The organism is Paenibacillus sp. sptzw28 (genome assembly GCF_019550795.1).
GTDB lineage: Bacteria > Bacillota > Bacilli > Paenibacillales > Paenibacillaceae > Paenibacillus_Z.
In genome coordinates, this window is record NZ_CP080545.1 from 4,346,991 (window position 1) to 4,366,643 (window position 19,653).

Genomic DNA, 19,653 nt, shown 5'->3' on the forward strand with positions numbered 1-19,653 from the left:
GCGCGAACTATCAGCACATCGGTGCCGCGCTTGGTTCTATGCATACTACCTGTGCTTAACAGGTTTCTCCTCTTACCACACTAATTTGGAAAAATCGGCTATTCCGCCGACCTGCTCCGCGATAACCGCAAGCAAAGCAAGCCTGTTATCGCGGATTTTCTCGTCCTCCGCCATGACCATTACCCGGTCGAAGTAGACATTGATCGGGTTCTTCAGTTCTGCAAGCTTGGCAATCGCCCCAGCTGCGTCGCCTGATTCAAGCGACAAAGCGATGCCGCCGCTTGCCCCGCTCCAAGCTTCGTACAATGCCCCCTCCGATTCCTCAAGGAACAATTCGGGCTTCACTTCTTTCGACGATGCTTTTGCGGCAAGATTGCAGACACGGTTAAGGGCATCAACCACGCTTTTGAATTGGTCGCGGTTTTCTCCCGCCGCTAAAGCCGTCACAGCGGCGGCGCGGCCGACTGTCTGGCTTAAATCGTTATAACCTGCTGCCATTACCGCGTCTATGACATCATAGCGGATACCCTGCTCGGACAGTACGTTTTTGACACGAAGCGCAAAAAACTCATACAGATCCTTACGTATGTCGGCAGCTTCCCGTTTCATTTGCCTGCCGCCGTGAACTTCGAGCGACAGATCGAAGAGAACGCCGAGGGGAAGCTTGAGGCTGTGAGTGAGAATGATTTGAACGATCCCGGCGGCCTGTCTTCTGAGCGCATAGGGATCCTGCGAGCCGGTCGGGATGATGCCGATCGAGAAGCATCCGGCGATTGTGTCGATTTTATCGGCCAGGCTTACGATGGCGCCCGCCACAGACGCCGGAGCGCGGTCTCCCGCAAACCGCGGCTGGTAATGCTCGTTGATGGCCTTGGCGACAGTCTCCCGTTCCCCGGCTTTGCGGGCGTAATCTTCGCCCATGATACCCTGAAGCTCGGGGAATTCGTATACCATCTGGGTTACAAGATCAAATTTGCAGATGGCTGCGGTACGTGCCGCATCGTCTGCCGTTTGAGCATCGAGGTTCAGCGCGCGGGAAAGCTTGCTGACCGTGATCTGTATGCGGCGCACCTTGTCCGATACCGTCCCAAGCTCTTCGTGATAAACGATATTATCAAGCTTGGCGAGCGCGTCGGGGATTGCCAGCTTCTGATCCTCCGCATAGAAGAATTTAGCGTCGGACAAACGTGCTCTCAGTACTTTCTCATTGCCCTTGGCTACCTTCTCGATCGAGGTGCGGTCGCCATTGCGGACGGTAACGAAGAATGGGAGAAGCTTGCCGTTATCGTCAAGCACCGGGAAATAGCGCTGATGTTCACGCATCGAAGTAATCAGTACCTCCTGCGGGATCTGCAGGAACGATGGATCGAACGTACCGAACAATACATTCGGGTACTCGACGAGGAAAAGCACCTCTTCAAGCAAATCGTCCTTCACTGCGATTTGCCAGCCTTTCTCGGCCGCAAGCTCCTTGATCTGAGCAACGATCAGCTGTTCGCGCTCGGTAACGTCTGCGATAACATTCTGGGCGCGTAGCTGTTCCACATATTCCGAAGGGTGTGCAACGACTGTCTCGCCACCGAGAAAACGGTGGCCGCGAGTAACATTGCCGCTGCTGACACCGGTGATTTCAAGCGGAACGATCTCTTGTCCAAACAGAGCCACCAGCCATTTAATCGGCCTGACAAAACGGAGCTCATTGCTGCCCCACCGCATATTTTTCGGGAACGACATCGCGGTGATAAGAGACGTTAAGCCTTCCGGCAGCACCTCGCTTGTCACCGTACCGATGCTGCTTTTATTTGCATAAATATATTCGACTCCGCCGACTTCCTTGAAGAAAAAAGCATCTGGATGAACGCCCTGGCTGCGCGCGAACCCAAGCGCCGCCTTGCTCCAGCCGCCCTGTTCGTCAAGGGCGATTTTCCGTGAGGGACCTTTAACCTCTTCGCTGACGTCCATCTGCTTCTCTTCTACGTCACGCACGAGGACCGCAATTCTGCGCGGCGTCGCATATGCTTCAGCCCCGCCATGCGAAATGCGGGCCGTCTCCAGCCATTTTACCGTCTTTTCCTTCAACTGGTTCATGGCGCCGCGCACAAAGCGGGCGGGTACTTCTTCAAGTCCGATTTCCAGCAGCAAATCTTTAGCCATTGACGTTCACTCCTTTCTTGAGCAGCGGGAAGCCCAGACGTTCGCGCTCTTCCAGATAGGTTGCAGCGCAAGCGCGCGCAAGGTTGCGCACCCGCGTAATATATCCCGTTCGCTCCGTCACGCTGATCGCCCCGCGCGCATCGAGCAAATTAAATGTGTGCGAGCATTTAAGCACATAATCGTAAGCGGGGAAGACAAGCTTATGCTCCATCGTTTTCTTCGCTTCTTCCTCGTACATATTGAACAGCGTGAACAGCATCGCCGCATCGGACGTTTCGAACGTATATTTCGAGTGCTCGTATTCAGGCTGCAGAAATACATCGCCGTAGGTGACTCCTTCCACCCATTCCAGATCGAATACATTCTCTTTCTCTTGAATATAAGAAGCAAGCCGCTCCATTCCGTAAGTGATCTCCACAGCAACCGGATTGGCATCGATCCCGCCGACCTGCTGGAAGTATGTGAACTGCGTTATTTCCATACCGTCCAGCCATACCTCCCAGCCGAGTCCCCAGGCGCCAAGCGTCGGCGACTCCCAATTATCTTCGACAAAACGGATGTCATGGTGCAGAGGATCGATACCGAGACGCTTCAGGCTCTCCAGGTAAAGCTCCTGGATATTATCGGGAGATGGCTTCAGAATGACCTGAAACTGATGATGCTGGTACAGCCGGTTCGGATTTTCCCCATAACGGCCATCCGCCGGACGGCGGGACGGCTCTACATAAGCGACATTCCACGGCTCCGGACCGATAGTCCGCAGAAAGGTCATCGGGTTCATAGTGCCTGCACCCTTCTCGACATCGTACGGTTGAACAAGAATGCAATTTTGCTCCGCCCAAAACTGCTGAAGCGTCAAAATCATACCTTGAAAATTCATCACTTAACCGCTCCTTTACTTATTTCGTTTGTCAATACTCGTTTCCTTCATCAGGGCAAGCCCGGACAATATAAAAAGCCCTCGTCCATACGTCTGATGCTGAATCAGACATAGGGACGAGAGCTGTTCTCCCGCGGTTCCACCCTACTTGATCTCGCTCAATCGCTAATTAAATCGGCAACTGTCCGAAATCCGCTTTCTTTCCCGCTGCATAAACTCCGGAGCGCCTTTCGCCGGTTCGTCCGTCCGGGCTTTCACTGACCCCGGCTCGCTTTACTGACAACTTGTTCCGACTACTTTCTCCATCATCGTTCATTATTCATAATTGTATATCATAGCTCTATTTATCCACTCTGTCAAATCATTCTAAAACGAATATTTGTCCATCTGGTCCAAAAAAGTGCGAGATTTGAGCGGTATGCCAATTTGGGCATCAATAAGAAGCCGCATTCCTTGTTTGAGCTGTGCTTTGGTTTCATCTTTCACTTGAATGCTGCCGAGCCTGCGCAAATCCATCCGTCTAAAGAGCCTAAGCAGCTTAAGGGCTCCATCGCCAAGCTCCAGCGCTCCCGGATCCTTAGATCGGCACCGGCTGCAGAGCACGCCGCCGGCTCTTCCGCTTAAAGCCATAGGCCCGACAACGTTGCCGCATGAAACGCACGCCTCCACTTCAGGTGCGTACCCTGCGGCTTCGAGTATCTTCATCTCGTACAGCTGAACCGTAATTTGCACGTCCTTACCCTCTGCTAGAGCAGACAGACATGCCTTCAGCTGCTCAAACATGTAACCGCCCGCTTCATCCTCATGTGTCGTGCGGTCGGTCAATTCCGCAGCATATGAAGCATAAGCCGCAAGCTCCAGCCGCTCACGCAAAACATGGTGAGATTCGATAATCTCACCATGCGTCAACGTTCCGAGCCCGCTATTGCGGAAATAAATATATTCCCCGTGCGTAAAAAGCTGCGAAAGCGAACCGTGCCGGCTCTTCGCCTTTTTGGCACCCCGTATGATTATGCCTGCTTTACCGTGCGTTTGCGTAAGGAGTGTGACGATTTTACCGCCTTCCCCATAATCCATGCTCCGGATAACAATGCCTTCGACCCGGTACTGCATCGCGTCTCTCCCCCAACTTGCAACTAAGGACGCTTATTGTCACAGATGGCTGTCTCTCTCGGATAGGGCATCTTCGGAATCCCCGTCTTCGGACAATTCCTGCCTGCCAAGCTGATCCATCTGTTTATAAAGCAAAAAAGCGTCCACATCCCCGGTCAGCATAAAATATTTCCACGAAAAGTCCCGCAACCGTATTCATCCTTTCCGCTCTCAGAAATATTGCTCACTGATAGGATGCGATGAACCGGCCTGTCCTATGCCAGACAAAATACGGGCATTCTCCCTTGGATAGAATTAGTCGTTTCTGAAGCCGAGATCCTTCAGCATGCGTTCCTGATTGCGCCAGTCTTTCTTCACCTTCACCCACAATTCAAGAAATACGCGGGAACCGAGCAGCAGCTCGATATCGCGCCTTGCCAGCTTGCCGACTTCCTTAAGCAGCGCCCCCTGCTTGCCGATCACGATCCCTTTCTGAGAATCGCGTTCGACGAATATAACGGCTCCAATATAGACTACGCCATTCTCCTGAACGCGCATATCCTCGATCGCTACGGCAATCGAATGCGGTACTTCCTCGCGCGTCTGATGCAAAATTTTCTCTCGGATGAGCTCGGCGCAGACGAACTGCTCAGGATGGTCCGTCACCTGGTCCGCGGGATAATATTGGGGACCTTCCGGCAGGTAGCGGGAGAGCACATTCAGAAGCGTATCGATGTTATTTCCCTCAAGCGCGGAAATCGGAACCACTTCATCGAATTCGTGAAGCTCTTTATACTGCGCGATCAGCGGCAGAAGCGCCTCCGGGTGAATTTTATCGATCTTGTTCATCACCAGGAAAACCGGGGTTTTAACCTTCTTCAATTGTTCGATGATAAAGCGGTCCCCGCCGCCGAGCCCCTCGGACGCATCGATTAGAAACAGCGCGGCATCCACTTCGCCAAGCGTGCCGACTGCAGACTTCACCATATAATCACCGAGCTTCGACAGCGGCTTATGTATGCCCGGCGTATCAAGAAAGACGATCTGGGATTTATCGGTCGTATAGACGCCATGTATCTTGTTCCGGGTCGTCTGCGGTTTGTCGGACATGATGGCTATTTTCTGGCCGATCATCTCATTGATGAGGGTTGATTTGCCGACATTCGGTCTCCCGACAATAGCCACGAATCCCGAATGAAATTTTTCGTTTACCCCTGACGATTTCTGGTTCATATAACGTCATTTATCCCCTTCCGGCACGATCCGCTTTTGTTTCGGAAGCGTGCAGACACACTGTTTTGTTCATAGCTTGAAAGCGCCGGGCAGCAGCTCCGCAACTGTGGTAACCGCCCAGTCGCCCCTTAAGTTGCCCATAATTACCGGCATATCAGGCCCGCAAAGCTCAGAGAGCACCTGCCTGCAGACTCCGCAAGGCGTAATCGGCTGCTCGGTGTCGCCAACTACGGCGATTGCCTTGAATGATCCTGCCTTGTGTCCGTCGGCAACAGCCCTGAACAAGGCTGTCCGCTCGGCGCAGTTGGTCGGGCCGTACGCGGCATTCTCCACATTGCAGCCGTGGTGAACGGCATCTTGTTCATCAAGCAGCGCCGCCCCCACCGAGAAGCCGGAATATGGCGCATATGCCCGCCGCCTGGCATCCAATGCTGCTTCCAAAAGCCGCTTCCAGTCTTCGGGAAGCTGCTGGCTTGTAATCTCCATCGCCGATCTCTCCCCATTCACCGAAAAATAAACGTCTAGTTAACGAATCGCTTCCCACAAAGGCGGACCCAGCACCAGCAGACCGATGACGATAGCGGCTGCAGTCGTCACTAATACTGCGCCGGCAGCCGTATCCTTTGCCGCCTTGGCAAGGGGATGCAGCCCGGGGCTTACCAAATCCACAACACTCTCGACAGCCGTATTGAGCAGTTCAGCCGCTATAACCATCCCCATCACAATGACCAGCGCAGCCCATTCCATGCGGGAGAGTCTTAGGCACAATCCGGCTGCAGTAACAATAACGGCTGCGATAAGATGAATGCGCATATGGCGCTGCGTTCGCAGCGCCATGGCAATTCCCGATATCGCAAAGCCGCAGCTGCGAATAAAGCGGCGCATTAGCGGTTAAGACCAGCCCGGCGGAGCACCGATTCCTGCTTCTCCGTCATAACGGCTTCGGCGGAGTCATCCTGGTGATCGTACCCGATCAAATGAAGGAAACCGTGAACAAACAGAAAACCGAGCTCCCGCTCCAGCGAATGACCGTATTCCTCGCTCTGTAATTTTGCCCGCTCCACCGAAATAATAATATCACCCAGCATACCATCCAGAGGAATATCTTCGTCTTCGCTCTCGACCTCATAAATGATATCGAGCTCCTCGTCAGTCTCCTCCTGCATCGCAAACGACAGAACGTCCGTCGGCCGGTCGATGCCGCGGTAATCGCGGTTCAGCTGATGGATCTCTTCATCGTCTACGAAAGAAAGGGTCACTTCGCCTTCCGTCAAGCCTTCCGCTGCGCCGGCCAGCTGGAGAAGCTGCTCCAGACGCGCGATGAACGAATCCGGAATTTCAATTTTGTTCTGCCCGTTGTTCAAGTCCAACCGTAAACTCATGCAAGCCGCTCCTTTGGTTTCACTTCTTCCGGATATTCGATACGGGAATGGAAAATGCCGATGACCGTCTCTTTCAATGTTTGAGCGATTTGGTCAAGCTCCTTCAGCGTCAAGTCGCATTCGTTAAACTGACCGTCGTCGAGCCGGCTTTTAATGATTTTATTGATCATCGACTCCACCTGCTCCATCGTCGGACCCCGCAAACTTCGAACCGCAGCTTCGACACAATCGGCGATCCCTACGATGGCCGCTTCCTTCGACTGCGCTTTAGGGCCGGGATAACGAAAATCGTCCTCCGTGAAATCAGGCTCTTCGCCCGCCGCCTCCGCCTGCTTCCATGCCTTGTGGTAAAAAAATTTGAGAAAAGTCGTGCCGTGATGCTGTTCGGCAATATCCCGGATCGGCTTCGGAATATTGTGATTTTTAAGCATGTCGACACCGTCCCTGGCGTGAGCTATAATAATCGACTTGCTCAGCTTCGGATCGATCTGGTCATGCGGATTTTCAATATTCGTTTGATTTTCGATGAAATAGCTTGGCCGTTTGGTCTTGCCGATATCGTGATAATAGGAGCCCACCCTGCACAGCAAACCGTTAGCGCCGATCGCCTCGGCCGCCGCTTCGGACAAATTGCCGACCATAACGCTGTGGTGATACGTGCCTGGAGTCTCCGTGAGCAGCTTGCGCAGCAGCGGATGATTCGGGTTCGACAGCTCCACAAGCTTCAGCGCCGATAAAATGCCGAACGATACCTCAAAGAACGGCATCAGCCCGATGACAAGCACCGCAGTAAGCAAGCCTCCCGCAAAGGCGAAAGCGATAGTCGTGATCATCTCGGTCTTCTGCGGCGTTACTCCAATGAGAAGGAGAGCAAAAACGGAAGCCGAGCCGAACAAACTGACCATAATGCCCGCTTTCAAAATCGTGGAGCGTTGGCTCGCCTTATGAATGGCAAATATTGCGGCGAACGAAACGACAGCCGTCGTAAAGCCGTAATTGAAATCGAAGATGCGGTTTGAATCCGTATTGAATATGACGCTGCCCGCGATTGCAAACAAGAACGAGCTGATGACGGCCAGCTGAACGTCCAGCAGCAGGGCGATCAACATCGCGCCCATAGCTGTCGGCGCTAAATATCCGACGTAAGGCATGGCTTCCGTCTGGGTCAGCTCGACGATGTGCATCGCTAGAATGTTCAGCAGGAAAATAAGCCACAGCATCGCAAGGTGCATATTATTGTACCGTAAACTGCCGTCCCTATTCATTGTGGACACCTTCTCCAGGTAGCTGTAAATGAACAGCAGGAACAATATCGACAGCAGCAGCAGTCCGAGCTGCGGCCAGTAAGACTTCTTGTCCTGAAGCAGGTTGAACTTCGATAACCGGTCATATGTTTCCTTTGTCACCACTTCTCCCTTGCGGAGAATGATATCGCCTTGCTTGATGACAACCTCGGGTGTGTTTTCTTTCGCCGCCACTTTGGCATTAGTCGTAGCTTCCGTATCGAGAAATTTGTTAGGCATGATCGCGAATCTCGCAAGCTCCTGGACGATTTCCCGTGTCTTTCGCTCACTGAGCGAGCTTGCGTTGACCAGCTCCGCCACTTTAGTCCGGGCAGTCTCCGCTTCCCGGAGCGGATCGCTCATAAGCTTGCGGACGATCGACAAGCCGACCTGCTGCATATCGGCAAGCTGGGAGGGCGTAAGCTGAGGAAGCTTGTAGTAGGTTTCCTCGGGAATACGATATTCCTGCGCTTTCACCGTGGTCGCCATTTCGTCAAGCAGCGTGTCGTTGTAAGTGTCTTTCCCCCGGTTGTTGCGCACGAACGAATTGACATAATCGTTATAAAGCTGAGGGATTTCGGTGCGGTAAATGGTGACTTTATTATCGCTTGTGACCTGGTCGTCTTGATTCAACTGCTCCATTCGGGCAAAAATTTGTTCCAGCAACTGTTCGCTGCGCATCGCGACTATTGAATAGACCGGTTCGACCCGCTCCGCCGCTTCCTCCTGTGCCTGAATCGTCGCCTTATCGTCCTTGATCGGCATCGGCGCTTCGATATCGCGCTCACTTGGCTTGTTAAGCTCTATATTGTACGTTTTTGGAAGCAGGTGAGGGGCAAGACTGAAATAAAAAAGCAGTACAAACAGAAGCAGCAGAACCGAGCGGACGGCTGTGCTGTGCTTCCAATTTGCCATGAGCAATCCCCCTTTAAGCTGGAACCCCTTACAGAAAGCCTTAAACAATATAACTTACACACATTATCCGAAAATAAAACAAAACCTTAAACCGAAGACGGCTTAAGGCTGGTTCTCTGCGTCTACGTTGTAGGCTGTAATGATTTTCTGCACTAGTGAGTGTCGGACGACATCCTGCTCGGTAAATAGAATAAAACCGATTTCCTGAATATTTTGCAAAATTCGCTGTGCTTCTATGAGCCCCGACTTTTTTCCGCGCGGCAAATCGATTTGCGTCACGTCGCCGGTTACTACCATTTTAGAGCCAAACCCAAGCCGGGTAAGGAACATTTTCATCTGCTCCGGCGTTGTATTTTGCGCTTCATCCAGAATAATAAAGGAATCCTCAAGCGTTCTGCCCCGCATATAAGCAAGCGGCGCGACTTCGATCACACCCCGCTCGAAAGCCTTGGCCGTTTGGTCGGGTCCGAGCACATCATGCAGAGCGTCATAGAGAGGGCGCAGGTAAGGGTCCACCTTCTCCTGCAGATCGCCGGGAAGAAAGCCGAGATTCTCGCCCGCTTCCACTGCGGGACGGGTAAGCATGATCCGCTTGACGGAGCCTTCTTTCAGGGCCGCAACGGCGAGTACGACAGCAAGATAGGTTTTCCCGGTGCCAGCGGGTCCGATGCCGAACACAACATCCATCTTCTTGATCGTCTTCACGTAATGCCGCTGACCAATCGTCTTGACGCGAATCGGTTTGCCGCGGAAGGTGGTCGTAATCTCCGCTTTAAACAGGTCCAGCAGCTGATCTGCCTGGAGCGTCTCGGCCAAATCGAGCGCATACATAACGTCGCGCTCCGACGGCGTATAACCGCCTCGCACCAGCTGCTGCAGCACCGTAAACAGCTGTTCGATGGAATCGACATCAGCGAGTGGTCCGGAAATCGTAATTTCCGCTTCTCTGGACATAATGTCCGCAGCCGTCTGCTGCTGAATAAGCCTTAAATACTTGTCCTGCGGTCCGAACAGCGCGAGCCCTTCCGCCGCGCTTTCAAGCGGGATTTTCACAACCTTGGTCTCATTTGACAAAAATTCTCATTCCCCTTGCATATGAACTAACGCTTCTTCTTTTACAATCGACTGTTCCACTTCGAAAAGCACTTTCATATAAACTTTACCATTGTCTGTCTTTTCATGCAAAATGTTTTCCGATCGGATCGAAGCCGACGGTCCCGCTTTAGCGAGCAAATCGGCCCGCGCCTGCAGTATTCCCGCGGCTTTGGCCTCTTCCACGCTGACCGCGCGATTATCGATATGGACCTCCATAACCGTTTCCTTCATCCGCCCGAAAGGCAAATTCCATGTTCTCCATGAGGCTTGCTCGAAATGCCGGATCGTTTCGTATTTCGCATAAGGCGGCTTCCCAAAGCCGCTTACCTTCAAAGCGCGGTCGCCGACAACGGCGTACCAGCTCGTTGCTTTCTCACCCGTGTATACTTTCATTGTTCTTTCCAGAGGAGAGACAATGGTATATTCATGCCAGACAAGACCCTTTACCGTTCCCTTTGCCACCACCGTGCGGCTGCGGGCTTCGTCGCCAAGAACGCCGGAAATAAGAATGTCGCCCTTCTTCACGCGCATATTCCGTTTGACGACAGGCCTGCCGCTGTCAGCCATGATATCCGTTACGACAGCATCTGTGGAGGCAACGAGATTGCGGGGGCTCAGCAGCGGCTTCGACTCCGGTTTGGTCATCTCGACCACTTGTATCGTAATTCTCGTACCCTGCTTCTCAACGCCTACCCATGCCGCGCCGGGCAGCTTCTGCGTCAGCCGCTTTGACAATACATCGGTATCAGGCAGGCGGAACGACCACTGAAACGGATAAAGTCCTTCCTGTTTGGCGACCTGCATGATTTGTTCTTCCGAAATCTTCACGTTGCCCTTCACATCGATCGTCCATACAAGGGACGAGAGCAAATACATTCCCGCGAAAAAAAGGACGAGCCCAGCTCCAAAAAAAAGCCGTCTCTCCAGCTTGACCAGCCAAAAGGGAAGTCCTCGGCGGCTTTGGACCCGAAGCCGGCAGCTTGTCTCCTTCAAGAGCGGACGAAGACGAAAAAAATCCTTTACCGTCACGTCGCAAACAAGCTCGCCACCGCTTGTCCGGCGAATGGACCACAGCTGCAGCCCGCCGGCAAGCGCCCGATTGACGAGCACTTCCGTTGATTGTCCCTTGACATGGATTGTTACGATGCCGTTCAGCCACTGCAACCATGTACCGTTCATTGCCTTTTCCCCCTCTGAGCGTCTACGATTTATCGTTAATCCCGCATTTCAATATTTTTGATTTGTCCTTCCACAAACACTTCCTCCGTCCAGATCGTCCGTATGACAAGCCCGTCGCCTGTCACTTCAAGCTCGCCTTTGCTTAGGGCCAGCCGAAGCCTGTCGCTGGAGAAATGAAGCACGCCGCGATGGTTCTCAATATACAGCTGACGATCGCCTATCATCGTCAGACGGGGCAAATCGAACACGACGTCCTGCGGTAGATCGAGCATATCGGCGGCCATTTTACGCAGTTTGCGGTTTATGCGGCGCATGCAGGCAGAAGCCCCCTTCCCGTACTGTACAAAAATATGCGGGGGAATCCGGAAATATGAGAAGGTGGGTTCGCAGATCCTATATAACCGGTGGAGATCCGCTCATTGTGGCGTGTTTGAGTGATGGGCACCGGGTTTCAGCCGCTGTTAAAGCCGTGTTCAATTTAATTTACCTTGCGGTAAGAACGCGTCTTTAAAGGCGGCACGTAAACTTTCCACCTCCATGCCCATTCTCTCTCACCTTCAGCGAGCGCTCTTCAACCTTTAAAGATAGTGTCTGCGATAGAGAGATAGCGAAGAAAAAAAAGCCTTCAGATTCCACTTTTATCGTGGTTCTGAAGGCTTCTTTATGCAACTGGAAGGGAATCCACAACTAAGGCCGTTGTTACCTCCCCTTGGAGAGTGTCCCGCAGAGGCTCCTCATGCGGAGGTTCTCCCGCATTTGACTGCCCGTTGAAGCTGGCTATTGGCGGCCGAGCGGACGTTTGGACCGCGGCGGTCCAAGTACCTCCGCCAGGACTACAGCCCGGCGGAGTTCGTCTACAGGCAGGCGAAATGGGGCCGGATCTTGTGAAACGGTAGGCACGCTGCTGTGCTCCGGTGTCAGATTTCTTCTGAGCGTTGGAGCACGCTCCTCCGCGGGAATTTGAGAGCTGGGTGGATATTCCATGCTTTCCCCTTCTTCAGAGCTCATTCCCCGGTATGAAGACTGCGAAAGGGTGGCTGGTCGAACTGTAGAAGCCGCAGCAGGCTGTGCGGCAGGTCTATTGGCAGGGCGCTGCTCCAGGGGCTTCTGACGCTGCGCTTGCGGAATAAGCGGGCCGCCCCCGAAGTCCGGCATCCGATTATTCGGCGTGCTGCCCTTCCTCGCCTTGTTCAGCAGCGAAACGATGAAGCCAACAATAACGATGACAACGAAGAAGTTTTTGAGAATAAATTGAATCAGCTCGTTCATCTGATCACCTCCGGCGAACCGTCAAATCCGATTCGCTTACTTCCGGCCAACATTAGCGGTCCTCTTTTTCCGGATGCGAGCCATCCTTGCCTATCGAGCTTCGCATTTGCGTATCGGCCTCGATGTTTTTCAAGTTGAGATAATCCATAACGCCGATTTTGCCGCTTTTCAGCGCTTCCGCCATCGCGAGCGGTACTTGCGATTCGGATTCAACGACGCGCGCACGCATTTCAACGACCTTGGCTTTCATCTCCTGCTCCTGTGCGACGGCCATGGCGCGGCGCTCTTCCGCTTTCGCTTGAGCGATCCGTTTGTCAGCTTCAGCTTGCTCGGTTTGCAGGTGCGCGCCGATGTTTTTTCCTACATCGACATCCGCGATATCGATGGATAAGATTTCAAAGGCTGTACCGGCATCCAAACCTTTGCCCAGAACGGTTCGGGAAATCAAGTCCGGATTCTCGAGCACGTCTTTATGCGATGTGGACGAACCGACTGTCGTAACAATCCCTTCGCCGACACGGGCGATAATGGTTTCCTCGCCTGCTCCGCCGACGAGCCGTTCGATATTGGCGCGAACGGTAACGCGCGCTTTAACCTTTACTTCGATACCGTCCTTCGCCACAGCGGCAACGATCGGCGTTTCGATTACACGCGGGTTAACACTCATCTGTACGGCCAGAAGCACATCGCGGCCAGCCAGGTCAATAGCCGCGGCACGTTCGAATACAAGCTCAATATTCGCCCTTTGAGCCGCGATCAGGGCGTTGACTACCCGGTCGACGTTGCCGCCTGCCAGAAAGTGACTTTCAAGCTGATTGATCGTCAGGCCGAGTCCGGCCTTCGTCGCTTTAATCAGCGGATTGACGATCCGGCTTGGAACGACCCGGCGCAAGCGCATCGCAACCAGAGTGATGATACCGACACGCACGCCCGAAGCGAGCGCGGAAATCCAAAGCATAATCGGGAAAAAGCTTAGAAACACTGACAATGCGATCACAGCCAGTACAGCGATAATCACGACTGAAATCATCGGATCCAATTGCATAGATAACCCTCCATTATTTAAGTGTAGTTTCGTTCCATTGTTGCACAACGACACGTGTGCCTTCAACTTTAATTACTTCAACCGCAACGTCTGCGCCGATAAATTCGCCCGAGGTCACGACATCGACCCGTTCTGTGCCTATTCGCGCGGTACCTGCCGGTCTTAGCGGCGTAATTGAACGCCCCTTCTGACCGAGGTACGACGCCTTATCGGCGGTCGACACATATCCCTCCGCCGTCGTCAGTGAGTCGCGCAGGATGAACCGGTTCCAAATTCCGCGATGCTGGAACCGTTTGGCGACGAAGAACACAATGGTACCTGCTGCAACGAGCGCGACGGCGAGCGAAACCAGAGCGGATTTCGGATCCGGCGCAGCCAGCACCACCCCGGCGATAAGCGACGCCGAGCCTAGTATGCCGAGAATGCCGAAGCTCGGTACAAACAGCTCGATAATGAGCAGGACGATACCCAGGACGAACAGAATGACTTCCTCCATCCCGGCAAAGCCGGCGATGACATGCCCGAAGAAATAAAGTCCGAAGGCCGCGATCCCGATGATGCCGGGAGCCCCGAAGCCTGGTACAACAAGCTCGATCGCGACGCCGGCGATGCCAATGATGAGCAGCAGCGTCATTACCAGTGGCTGGGTCAAAAACTGCGCGATCCGCTCTACCGCGGTCGGTTTCACCTCCACAACGCTGGGCTGCGAAATTCCCAAATGGTTGAGCACTTCATCTACGGAGCTTGCCGTAAAATCTGCGTAGCCGACTTTGAGCGCGTCGGTGGCCGACAGCGCGAGTATATCGCCCTTCTGCTTCGTGCGGCCAAGCTCTTTAAGCTCTAACGTTATATCGGGGTTCACCATCGCTGCCGCGATATTAGGGTCACGGCCTCCAAGCCGCGCCGCCTCCTTCATTTCTTCCGTCCAGTAGCTTACTGTTTTCGGATTCGTTATGAGGGTACCCGTCGCATCAACAACAGCGGCTGAGCCAATTGTGCTTCCCGGCTCCATCACGAGCTGCTGTGCGTTCAGCGCAATATACGTGCCGGCTGAGACCGCTTTCCCCTGAACGAACGCTGTAGTCGGAACTTTACTGGTCCTAATCATATGACCGATTTCCTCCGCGCTGTCCACTCGTCCGCCAAGAGTGTTAATAATAAGCAGCACCCGCTCAGCCTTGGCGTTCTCAGCTTCCGCATATGCCCGCTCCAGAAACCTTTGCAGGCCCGATTCGATCGTCTGCTCCGCCCGGATAATGTAGACGGTCTCTCCTATTTCACCGGGCTTACTTTGCTCTGCCGCGGCAGATGCGGCCGGCACGGCGGTAAACAGCAGATTGATAAGCATAAAGCAAGCTGCGCATGACAGAAGTCCCATGACAAACCATTTTTTTACTCGCCGCACTTATGCCCCTCCTTTGTTACTAACATGACCATAGTCTTTACTACGTTATGAAGCATGCAAGCGTTTCAATGCGTAAGCGTTCGTATGTAATGATTTGTAAAACAAAGCTATTAATATAATATCAGCTTTATCCATAAATTGAAAAAACACTCCCTGCAAGGGGAGTGTTTGGCTGTCAGCCTATGTTATTGCAGAAATTGCTGCACAAATGTGTTTACTAGCTTACCATCAGCACGCCCTTTTACTTTAGGCATGAGCGCGCTCATGACTTTCCCCATCTCGGCTTTAGAAGAAGCACCGGTTTCCTGGATGGTCTGTTGAACAATCACCATGATCTCTTCTTCGGTCAGCTGCTGAGGCAGGTATACACTAATAATTTCAATTTCTGCGGCGAGATCTTTCGCAAGATCGTCACGGCCGGCTTTTTCAAATTCTTGGAGGGAATCTTTACGTTGTTTGATTTCACGACTAAGTATATCAAGCACTTCATTATCGTCAAGCGGTCGCTTCAAGTCGATTTCCTGATTCTTGATGGACGATCGGACCATCCGGATCACGGAAAGCTTGAATTTATCCTGACTTTTCATGGCTTGCTTCATATCGTCGTTCAATCGTTCGCTAAGGTTCATTGTGGAAGGATCCTCCTAAAACTTTCTCTTACGCGCAGCCTCGGACTTCTTCTTGCGCTTGACGCTAGGCTTCTCGTAATGCTTGCGTTTCTTCACCTCGGCCAATACGCCATCCTTTGCGATGGAGCGCTTGAAGCGGCGGAGTGCAGCATCGATTGTCTCGTTTTTGCGAACTTTAGTTTCAGACACCAGTTTTCACCCTCCCTCCGAAACAGACCGTCCAAGAAAGAACACGGTTTATCAAACTTCATTATATGATATAACGAAAGTCAGTGTCAACTTCAACAAACCTACCGATATGAATAAGGTTCGGACTATCCGGCAAGAGATTTCATCTGATGCCCGCCAAGAAGATGGAGATGCAAATGGTAGACAACCTGGCCGCCTTCGGCGTTGCAGTTATTAACCAGGCGGTAACCGGATTCGTCAATACCCTGCTCCTTGGCGATATGACGCGCGACTGAGAAGATTTCGGCCATCAGCGCGTCATCCTCTTCCGTCACATCGTTCATCGTCGGTATATGTTTCTTGGGAATGATCAGGATATGTACGGGCGCAGCCGGTTGAATGTCATGGAACGCCAGAACTCGATCGTTCTCGAATACCTTTTTCGACGGGATGGACCCTTCGATGATTTTGCAAAATAAACAATCCACGATATTTCCCTCCCAAGAGTTCGCATAAAGAATTTCGGAAGCAGGCCAAAGCCCGGAAGCTTCCTCTTTCCTCCATAATAGCGAAAAAAATAAGGCTCGTCCAACTCGCAAAAAGCCAGGCGAAAACAGACGCCGGCTTTCGGGGAGTATCGAACAAGACCGATCAATAAAACGGCAGCAGAGAAAGCGCAAGCAGTGCTGCAAGAGGGAACACCTGACGGTAGAAGCGGCGGCGCGGAAAATAAGGGTACGGATACAGCGGCGGATATGGATACAGCGGCGGGTAAGGCAAAAAGGCGCGTGAATGATACTCTTGCCCTTCACAGTGCGGGACTGCGATGCATACCACCTCGTCATCGATATGTTCGACGAAACCGTCGCAGCACCAGCCGTCTTTCGTTTGCACCAGCACATAGCGGTGAAGATGTTCGATACACAGTTTTTTCATCTCATGCTTTTCCATCGGCTTGACCGCCGGTGCGGCGATCGGGGCAACTGCTGTCGGCATCTTTCCCACGGGCTTAGTTTCAGCTTTTTTTTCCATGCTTGTCATTACCTCCTTTTTTTCTACTACCATGATATTCGCCCAGCACGCAAATGGCGGCTTGGCCACATAAAAAAATAGGCGTGTGCGAATCAATGCCGAATTGATTAGACTATCAGTCTAAATTGAGATGGATCGGCTATAAATTCCGACGTATAATGATCAGAGAACGGAGGGATCGGCGACATGAAATACATGCGCGCTTCAACCCGATTAAAGCGGGATTTCGTTGTGGGAACGGCCTTGAAGCTGTTCCGTGAACGGGGATACGAGCATGTGTCGGTCGACGATATCATCCAGGCTACCGGCACGTCGAAAGGAACGTTCTATCATTATTTCAAAAGCAAAGACGAGCTTCTCACCGAGATTCCACATAAGCAGATAGAAACCGTGCAGCAATGGGCCAAGCGGGTCTCTCCCGCGGTTGGCTCCGTCCGGCAGCCGGTTATCCGGCTGTTCCTCGATCTTGGCTCGACGCTTCAGGCCATGCCGAAAATCGTACGAAGCCTGATCGCACTGCAGATGGAACATGCGGATCTAAACCGGCTGCAGTCGAAGCTCTCTTCCCTTGTCATAGCGGAAACAGCCCGTTTGCTCGGCGACAAGCGGAAGGCTGAGCTTCTTTATGCCGTTTATACGGGGACGGTTATCGGCTGGGCCGTAGAGGGCGCGGGAGATTTGACCGCTTCCCTGCGGGTGCAGCTGGAGGCAGCCTGGGCAGGGATCGAAGGGACCGGCAATGCCGGGATACCGGGCCGTCCCAACTCAGATAATTCGAGAATTAAATATTGCGTTTCATCGGATTCGGAGGAGGAATATTCAATGAAGGTTGCCATTATCGGGGGCGGATTGGCCGGACTTACAGCCGCAGCGTATTTATCGGAGCAGAGCGGTATTGAGGGCGTCCTCTTCGAGAGGAGTCCGCAGCTGGGCGGCCGTGCATTTACGTACGAGAAAGCCGGCTTTACGTTAAATTACGGGGCTCATGCCATTTATGGTTTGGACCGGCATACGCTGTCGGTTATGGAGCGCGAGCTGCAGCTGTCGTTCAGCAGCAAGCAGGTCGACAAACGCAAGGTTATGTATGAGAAAGGCGACCAGTTAACGCCGGCTCCGCTCGATTTCGTAAACTTGGTGAAAACCGATATATTGACCACCATGCAGAAGCTCAGGTTCGTCGGCGAAATTACGGCAATAATAGCGAATATTCATCAGATCAAGAATTACAGCACGCTCGGAGACTATTTGGCCGAGTCCGGCGCCGATGATGATGTGAAGGAACTGTGGGAGCACTTGGTCTGCAGCAATTTCTTCATTACGCCTGAAGACGCCAGGCGCGTTCCGGGACCGGTCATAAGCGATTATTACCATAACTTGTTCCTGTCGCAGCGTCCGGTTAATTATGTGCTTGGCAGCTGGGCGGTCATTACGGGCCAGCTTCGTGATAAGATCGAATTAAGCGGCCGCTGGACGTTTGCGCTGCAGGAAGGCGTGGACGGGATTCGCTACGAGCAGGGCAAATATGTGCTGAAGACCAAAGCTCGGGAAGAAACTTTCGACCGCGTCGTCTTCGCGATGCCAGTCCAGCAGGTCGTCAAGCTGCTTCGCGGCACGCCGTGGGAGCCGTTCCTGGAGCCTTATGAACGGAACACGGCAACCGAAGTCATGGTTTATGATGTCGGTTTAAACAGCGTTGTCGCACGTCCCTTCAGTTATATTAGCGACATGAATAATAAGCTTTTTATATCGGACGTCTCTGCGACGGATCACACACTCGTACCGGGCGGAGGCCAACTGCTGCAGGGAATCGCTTATTTGAGTGATGAAACGGCAGGCGGCGAGGTCGACCGTAAAGTCTATCTGGATGAACGGACTGCTCAAATGGAAGCACTGTTCGATCGTCATTACCCGGGCTGGCGGGATGCGGTGGCCGTTAAACGTGTATCCAAAAAAGCGATGGTGCAGAGCGTGAAGAACATAGCGGGCAATCAGTTACTGCCGGGGCGCATCGAAAACATGCCGTTCTATTTCTGCGGCGATGGCTGCGAGGGTAAGGGCGAGCTGGCGGAGCGAGCTTTCTCCAGCGGGCGCCGGGCCGCGGAGCTGCTGGCCGCCGAACTGCTGGCGGTAAAATAATTGCGGCAGCGATTGCTAATTCCAGGGACTAGCGGGTGAAACGATGAAGAGCAAGCAGATTGCTGCGGAACGCGCGGTGGAGCTCATTAAGGACGGAATGACAGTCGGACTTGGAACGGGCTCAACGGCCTACTGGGCGATTCAAAAAATCGGAGAGCTGGTCAAGGGCGGGCTGAGCGTTCAAGCGGTTGCGACATCCGACAAGTCCGAGCAGTTGGCAAGGCAGCTTGAGATCCCGATAATCGCTTTCACGGACATCGATGAACTCGATTTGACGATTGACGGAGCCGACGAGCTGGATCCGGATTTAAACTTGATAAAAGGCGGCGGGGGTGCGTTATTTCGTGAAAAAATCGTCGCATCGGCAAGCCGCGAGCTCGTTATTATCGCAGACGAGAGCAAGGCGGTCGAACATCTGGGTGCTTTTCCGCTTCCAGTGGAAATCGCTCGGTTCGGCGCTGAAATGACGATGAGGCGATTGCGCAAGCTCGGCTGCACCCTGCGGCTTCGCGGCGCCGGAGACATGCCTTTTGTGACGGACAACGGTAATTATATCGCTGACTGCAGCTTCGCCTCAATCGAAGACCCCGGGACTCTGCATGACCGGATTAACCGGATTGTCGGGGTGGTGGAAAACGGACTGTTTATCGGTATGGCGAATCAGGCAGTAATCGGGTATGAGAACGGGACTGTTAAATTGCTGAAGAGAAGCAGCAATCAGATTTAGAATTCGCCAAACGGCAAAGAACCCAGGCA

The 19,653-nt window shown here is 52.9% G+C and carries 21 protein-coding genes; 2 read left to right on the forward strand and 19 right to left on the reverse strand.

What is annotated here, in order from left to right:
- Positions 1-72: 72 nt before the first annotated feature.
- From glyS to KZ483_RS20110, 19 genes are all read right to left on the reverse strand, one after another.
- The gene (gene glyS, locus KZ483_RS20020) at positions 73-2,154 is read right to left on the reverse strand and encodes a glycine--tRNA ligase subunit beta (protein WP_220349333.1); all 2,082 of its coding nucleotides are present in this window, start codon (positions 2,152-2,154) and stop codon (positions 73-75) included.
- Complete coding sequence (glyQ, locus tag KZ483_RS20025; protein WP_220349334.1) at positions 2,147-3,034, reverse strand: glycine--tRNA ligase subunit alpha; 888 nt, start codon at positions 3,032-3,034, stop codon at positions 2,147-2,149. Before glyQ ends, glyS begins: the two co-directional genes overlap by 8 nt.
- Before the next feature lie 366 nt (positions 3,035-3,400).
- Positions 3,401-4,147 (reverse strand): DNA repair protein RecO, encoded by a 747-nt coding sequence (gene recO / locus KZ483_RS20030; RefSeq protein ID WP_220349335.1) that lies wholly within the window; start codon positions 4,145-4,147, stop codon positions 3,401-3,403.
- 39 nt (positions 4,148-4,186) lie between these two features.
- A complete protein-coding gene (locus KZ483_RS20035) occupies positions 4,187-4,336 on the reverse strand; it encodes a YqzL family protein (protein ID WP_220349336.1) in 150 nt (49 codons plus the stop codon).
- A 105-nt stretch (positions 4,337-4,441) separates the two neighbouring features.
- Positions 4,442-5,359 carry a GTPase Era gene (era, locus tag KZ483_RS20040; RefSeq protein WP_220349337.1) on the reverse strand — a complete coding sequence of 306 codons (918 nt, stop codon included), beginning with the start codon at positions 5,357-5,359 and terminating at the stop codon, positions 4,442-4,444.
- Positions 5,360-5,428: 69 nt separating this feature from the next.
- A complete protein-coding gene (locus KZ483_RS20045; protein WP_220349338.1) occupies positions 5,429-5,845 on the reverse strand; it encodes a cytidine deaminase in 417 nt (138 codons plus the stop codon).
- Positions 5,846-5,884: 39 nt separating this feature from the next.
- Positions 5,885-6,244, reverse strand: a complete 360-nt coding sequence (locus KZ483_RS20050; RefSeq protein ID WP_220349339.1) for a diacylglycerol kinase family protein — start codon at positions 6,242-6,244, stop codon at positions 5,885-5,887.
- Entirely contained in the window at positions 6,244-6,741 is a 498-nt protein-coding gene (gene ybeY, locus KZ483_RS20055; protein WP_220349340.1) for an rRNA maturation RNase YbeY, read from the reverse strand. The genes KZ483_RS20050 and ybeY overlap by 1 nt, the downstream gene beginning before the upstream one ends.
- On the reverse strand, positions 6,738-8,939 hold the full coding sequence (locus KZ483_RS20060) for an HD family phosphohydrolase (RefSeq protein WP_220349341.1): 2,202 nt from the start codon (positions 8,937-8,939) through the stop codon (positions 6,738-6,740). Before KZ483_RS20060 ends, ybeY begins: the two co-directional genes overlap by 4 nt.
- 102 nt (positions 8,940-9,041) lie before the next feature.
- Positions 9,042-10,013 (reverse strand): PhoH family protein, encoded by a 972-nt coding sequence (locus KZ483_RS20065; RefSeq protein WP_220349342.1) that lies wholly within the window; start codon positions 10,011-10,013, stop codon positions 9,042-9,044.
- 6 nt (positions 10,014-10,019) lie between these two features.
- Positions 10,020-11,213: a sporulation protein YqfD gene (yqfD, locus tag KZ483_RS20070; RefSeq protein ID WP_220349343.1), complete on the reverse strand. Its 1,194-nt coding sequence runs from the start codon at positions 11,211-11,213 to the stop codon at positions 10,020-10,022.
- 35 nt (positions 11,214-11,248) lie between these two features.
- Positions 11,249-11,527: a sporulation protein YqfC gene (yqfC, locus tag KZ483_RS20075; protein WP_220349344.1), complete on the reverse strand. Its 279-nt coding sequence runs from the start codon at positions 11,525-11,527 to the stop codon at positions 11,249-11,251.
- A gap of 463 nt (positions 11,528-11,990) precedes the next feature.
- Positions 11,991-12,482, reverse strand: coding sequence for a hypothetical protein (locus KZ483_RS20080; protein ID WP_220349345.1), 492 nt, complete (start codon positions 12,480-12,482; stop codon positions 11,991-11,993).
- A gap of 52 nt (positions 12,483-12,534) precedes the next feature.
- On the reverse strand, positions 12,535-13,527 hold the full coding sequence (gene floA, locus KZ483_RS20085; protein WP_309568596.1) for a flotillin-like protein FloA: 993 nt from the start codon (positions 13,525-13,527) through the stop codon (positions 12,535-12,537).
- 13 nt (positions 13,528-13,540) lie between these two features.
- Positions 13,541-14,932: an NfeD family protein gene (locus tag KZ483_RS20090; protein WP_258881340.1), complete on the reverse strand. Its 1,392-nt coding sequence runs from the start codon at positions 14,930-14,932 to the stop codon at positions 13,541-13,543.
- A 185-nt stretch (positions 14,933-15,117) separates the two neighbouring features.
- The gene (locus tag KZ483_RS20095) at positions 15,118-15,561 is read right to left on the reverse strand and encodes a GatB/YqeY domain-containing protein (RefSeq protein WP_220349346.1); all 444 of its coding nucleotides are present in this window, start codon (positions 15,559-15,561) and stop codon (positions 15,118-15,120) included.
- Between the two features lie 15 nt (positions 15,562-15,576).
- On the reverse strand, positions 15,577-15,750 hold the full coding sequence (gene rpsU / locus KZ483_RS20100; RefSeq protein ID WP_005547957.1) for a 30S ribosomal protein S21: 174 nt from the start codon (positions 15,748-15,750) through the stop codon (positions 15,577-15,579).
- A gap of 125 nt (positions 15,751-15,875) precedes the next feature.
- On the reverse strand, positions 15,876-16,217 hold the full coding sequence (locus tag KZ483_RS20105; protein WP_220349347.1) for a histidine triad nucleotide-binding protein: 342 nt from the start codon (positions 16,215-16,217) through the stop codon (positions 15,876-15,878).
- A 163-nt stretch (positions 16,218-16,380) separates the two neighbouring features.
- A complete protein-coding gene (locus KZ483_RS20110) occupies positions 16,381-16,761 on the reverse strand; it encodes a hypothetical protein (protein WP_309568597.1) in 381 nt (126 codons plus the stop codon).
- Between the two features lie 186 nt (positions 16,762-16,947).
- Between KZ483_RS20110 and KZ483_RS20115 the strand changes: the two genes are divergently transcribed.
- Together KZ483_RS20115 and rpiA are read left to right on the forward strand one after the other, a co-directional pair.
- Positions 16,948-18,897 (forward strand): FAD-dependent oxidoreductase, encoded by a 1,950-nt coding sequence (locus KZ483_RS20115; RefSeq protein ID WP_258881341.1) that lies wholly within the window; start codon positions 16,948-16,950, stop codon positions 18,895-18,897.
- A 43-nt stretch (positions 18,898-18,940) separates the two neighbouring features.
- Positions 18,941-19,624: a ribose-5-phosphate isomerase RpiA gene (gene rpiA, locus KZ483_RS20120; RefSeq protein ID WP_220349348.1), complete on the forward strand. Its 684-nt coding sequence runs from the start codon at positions 18,941-18,943 to the stop codon at positions 19,622-19,624.
- Positions 19,625-19,653: the final 29 nt, after the last annotated feature.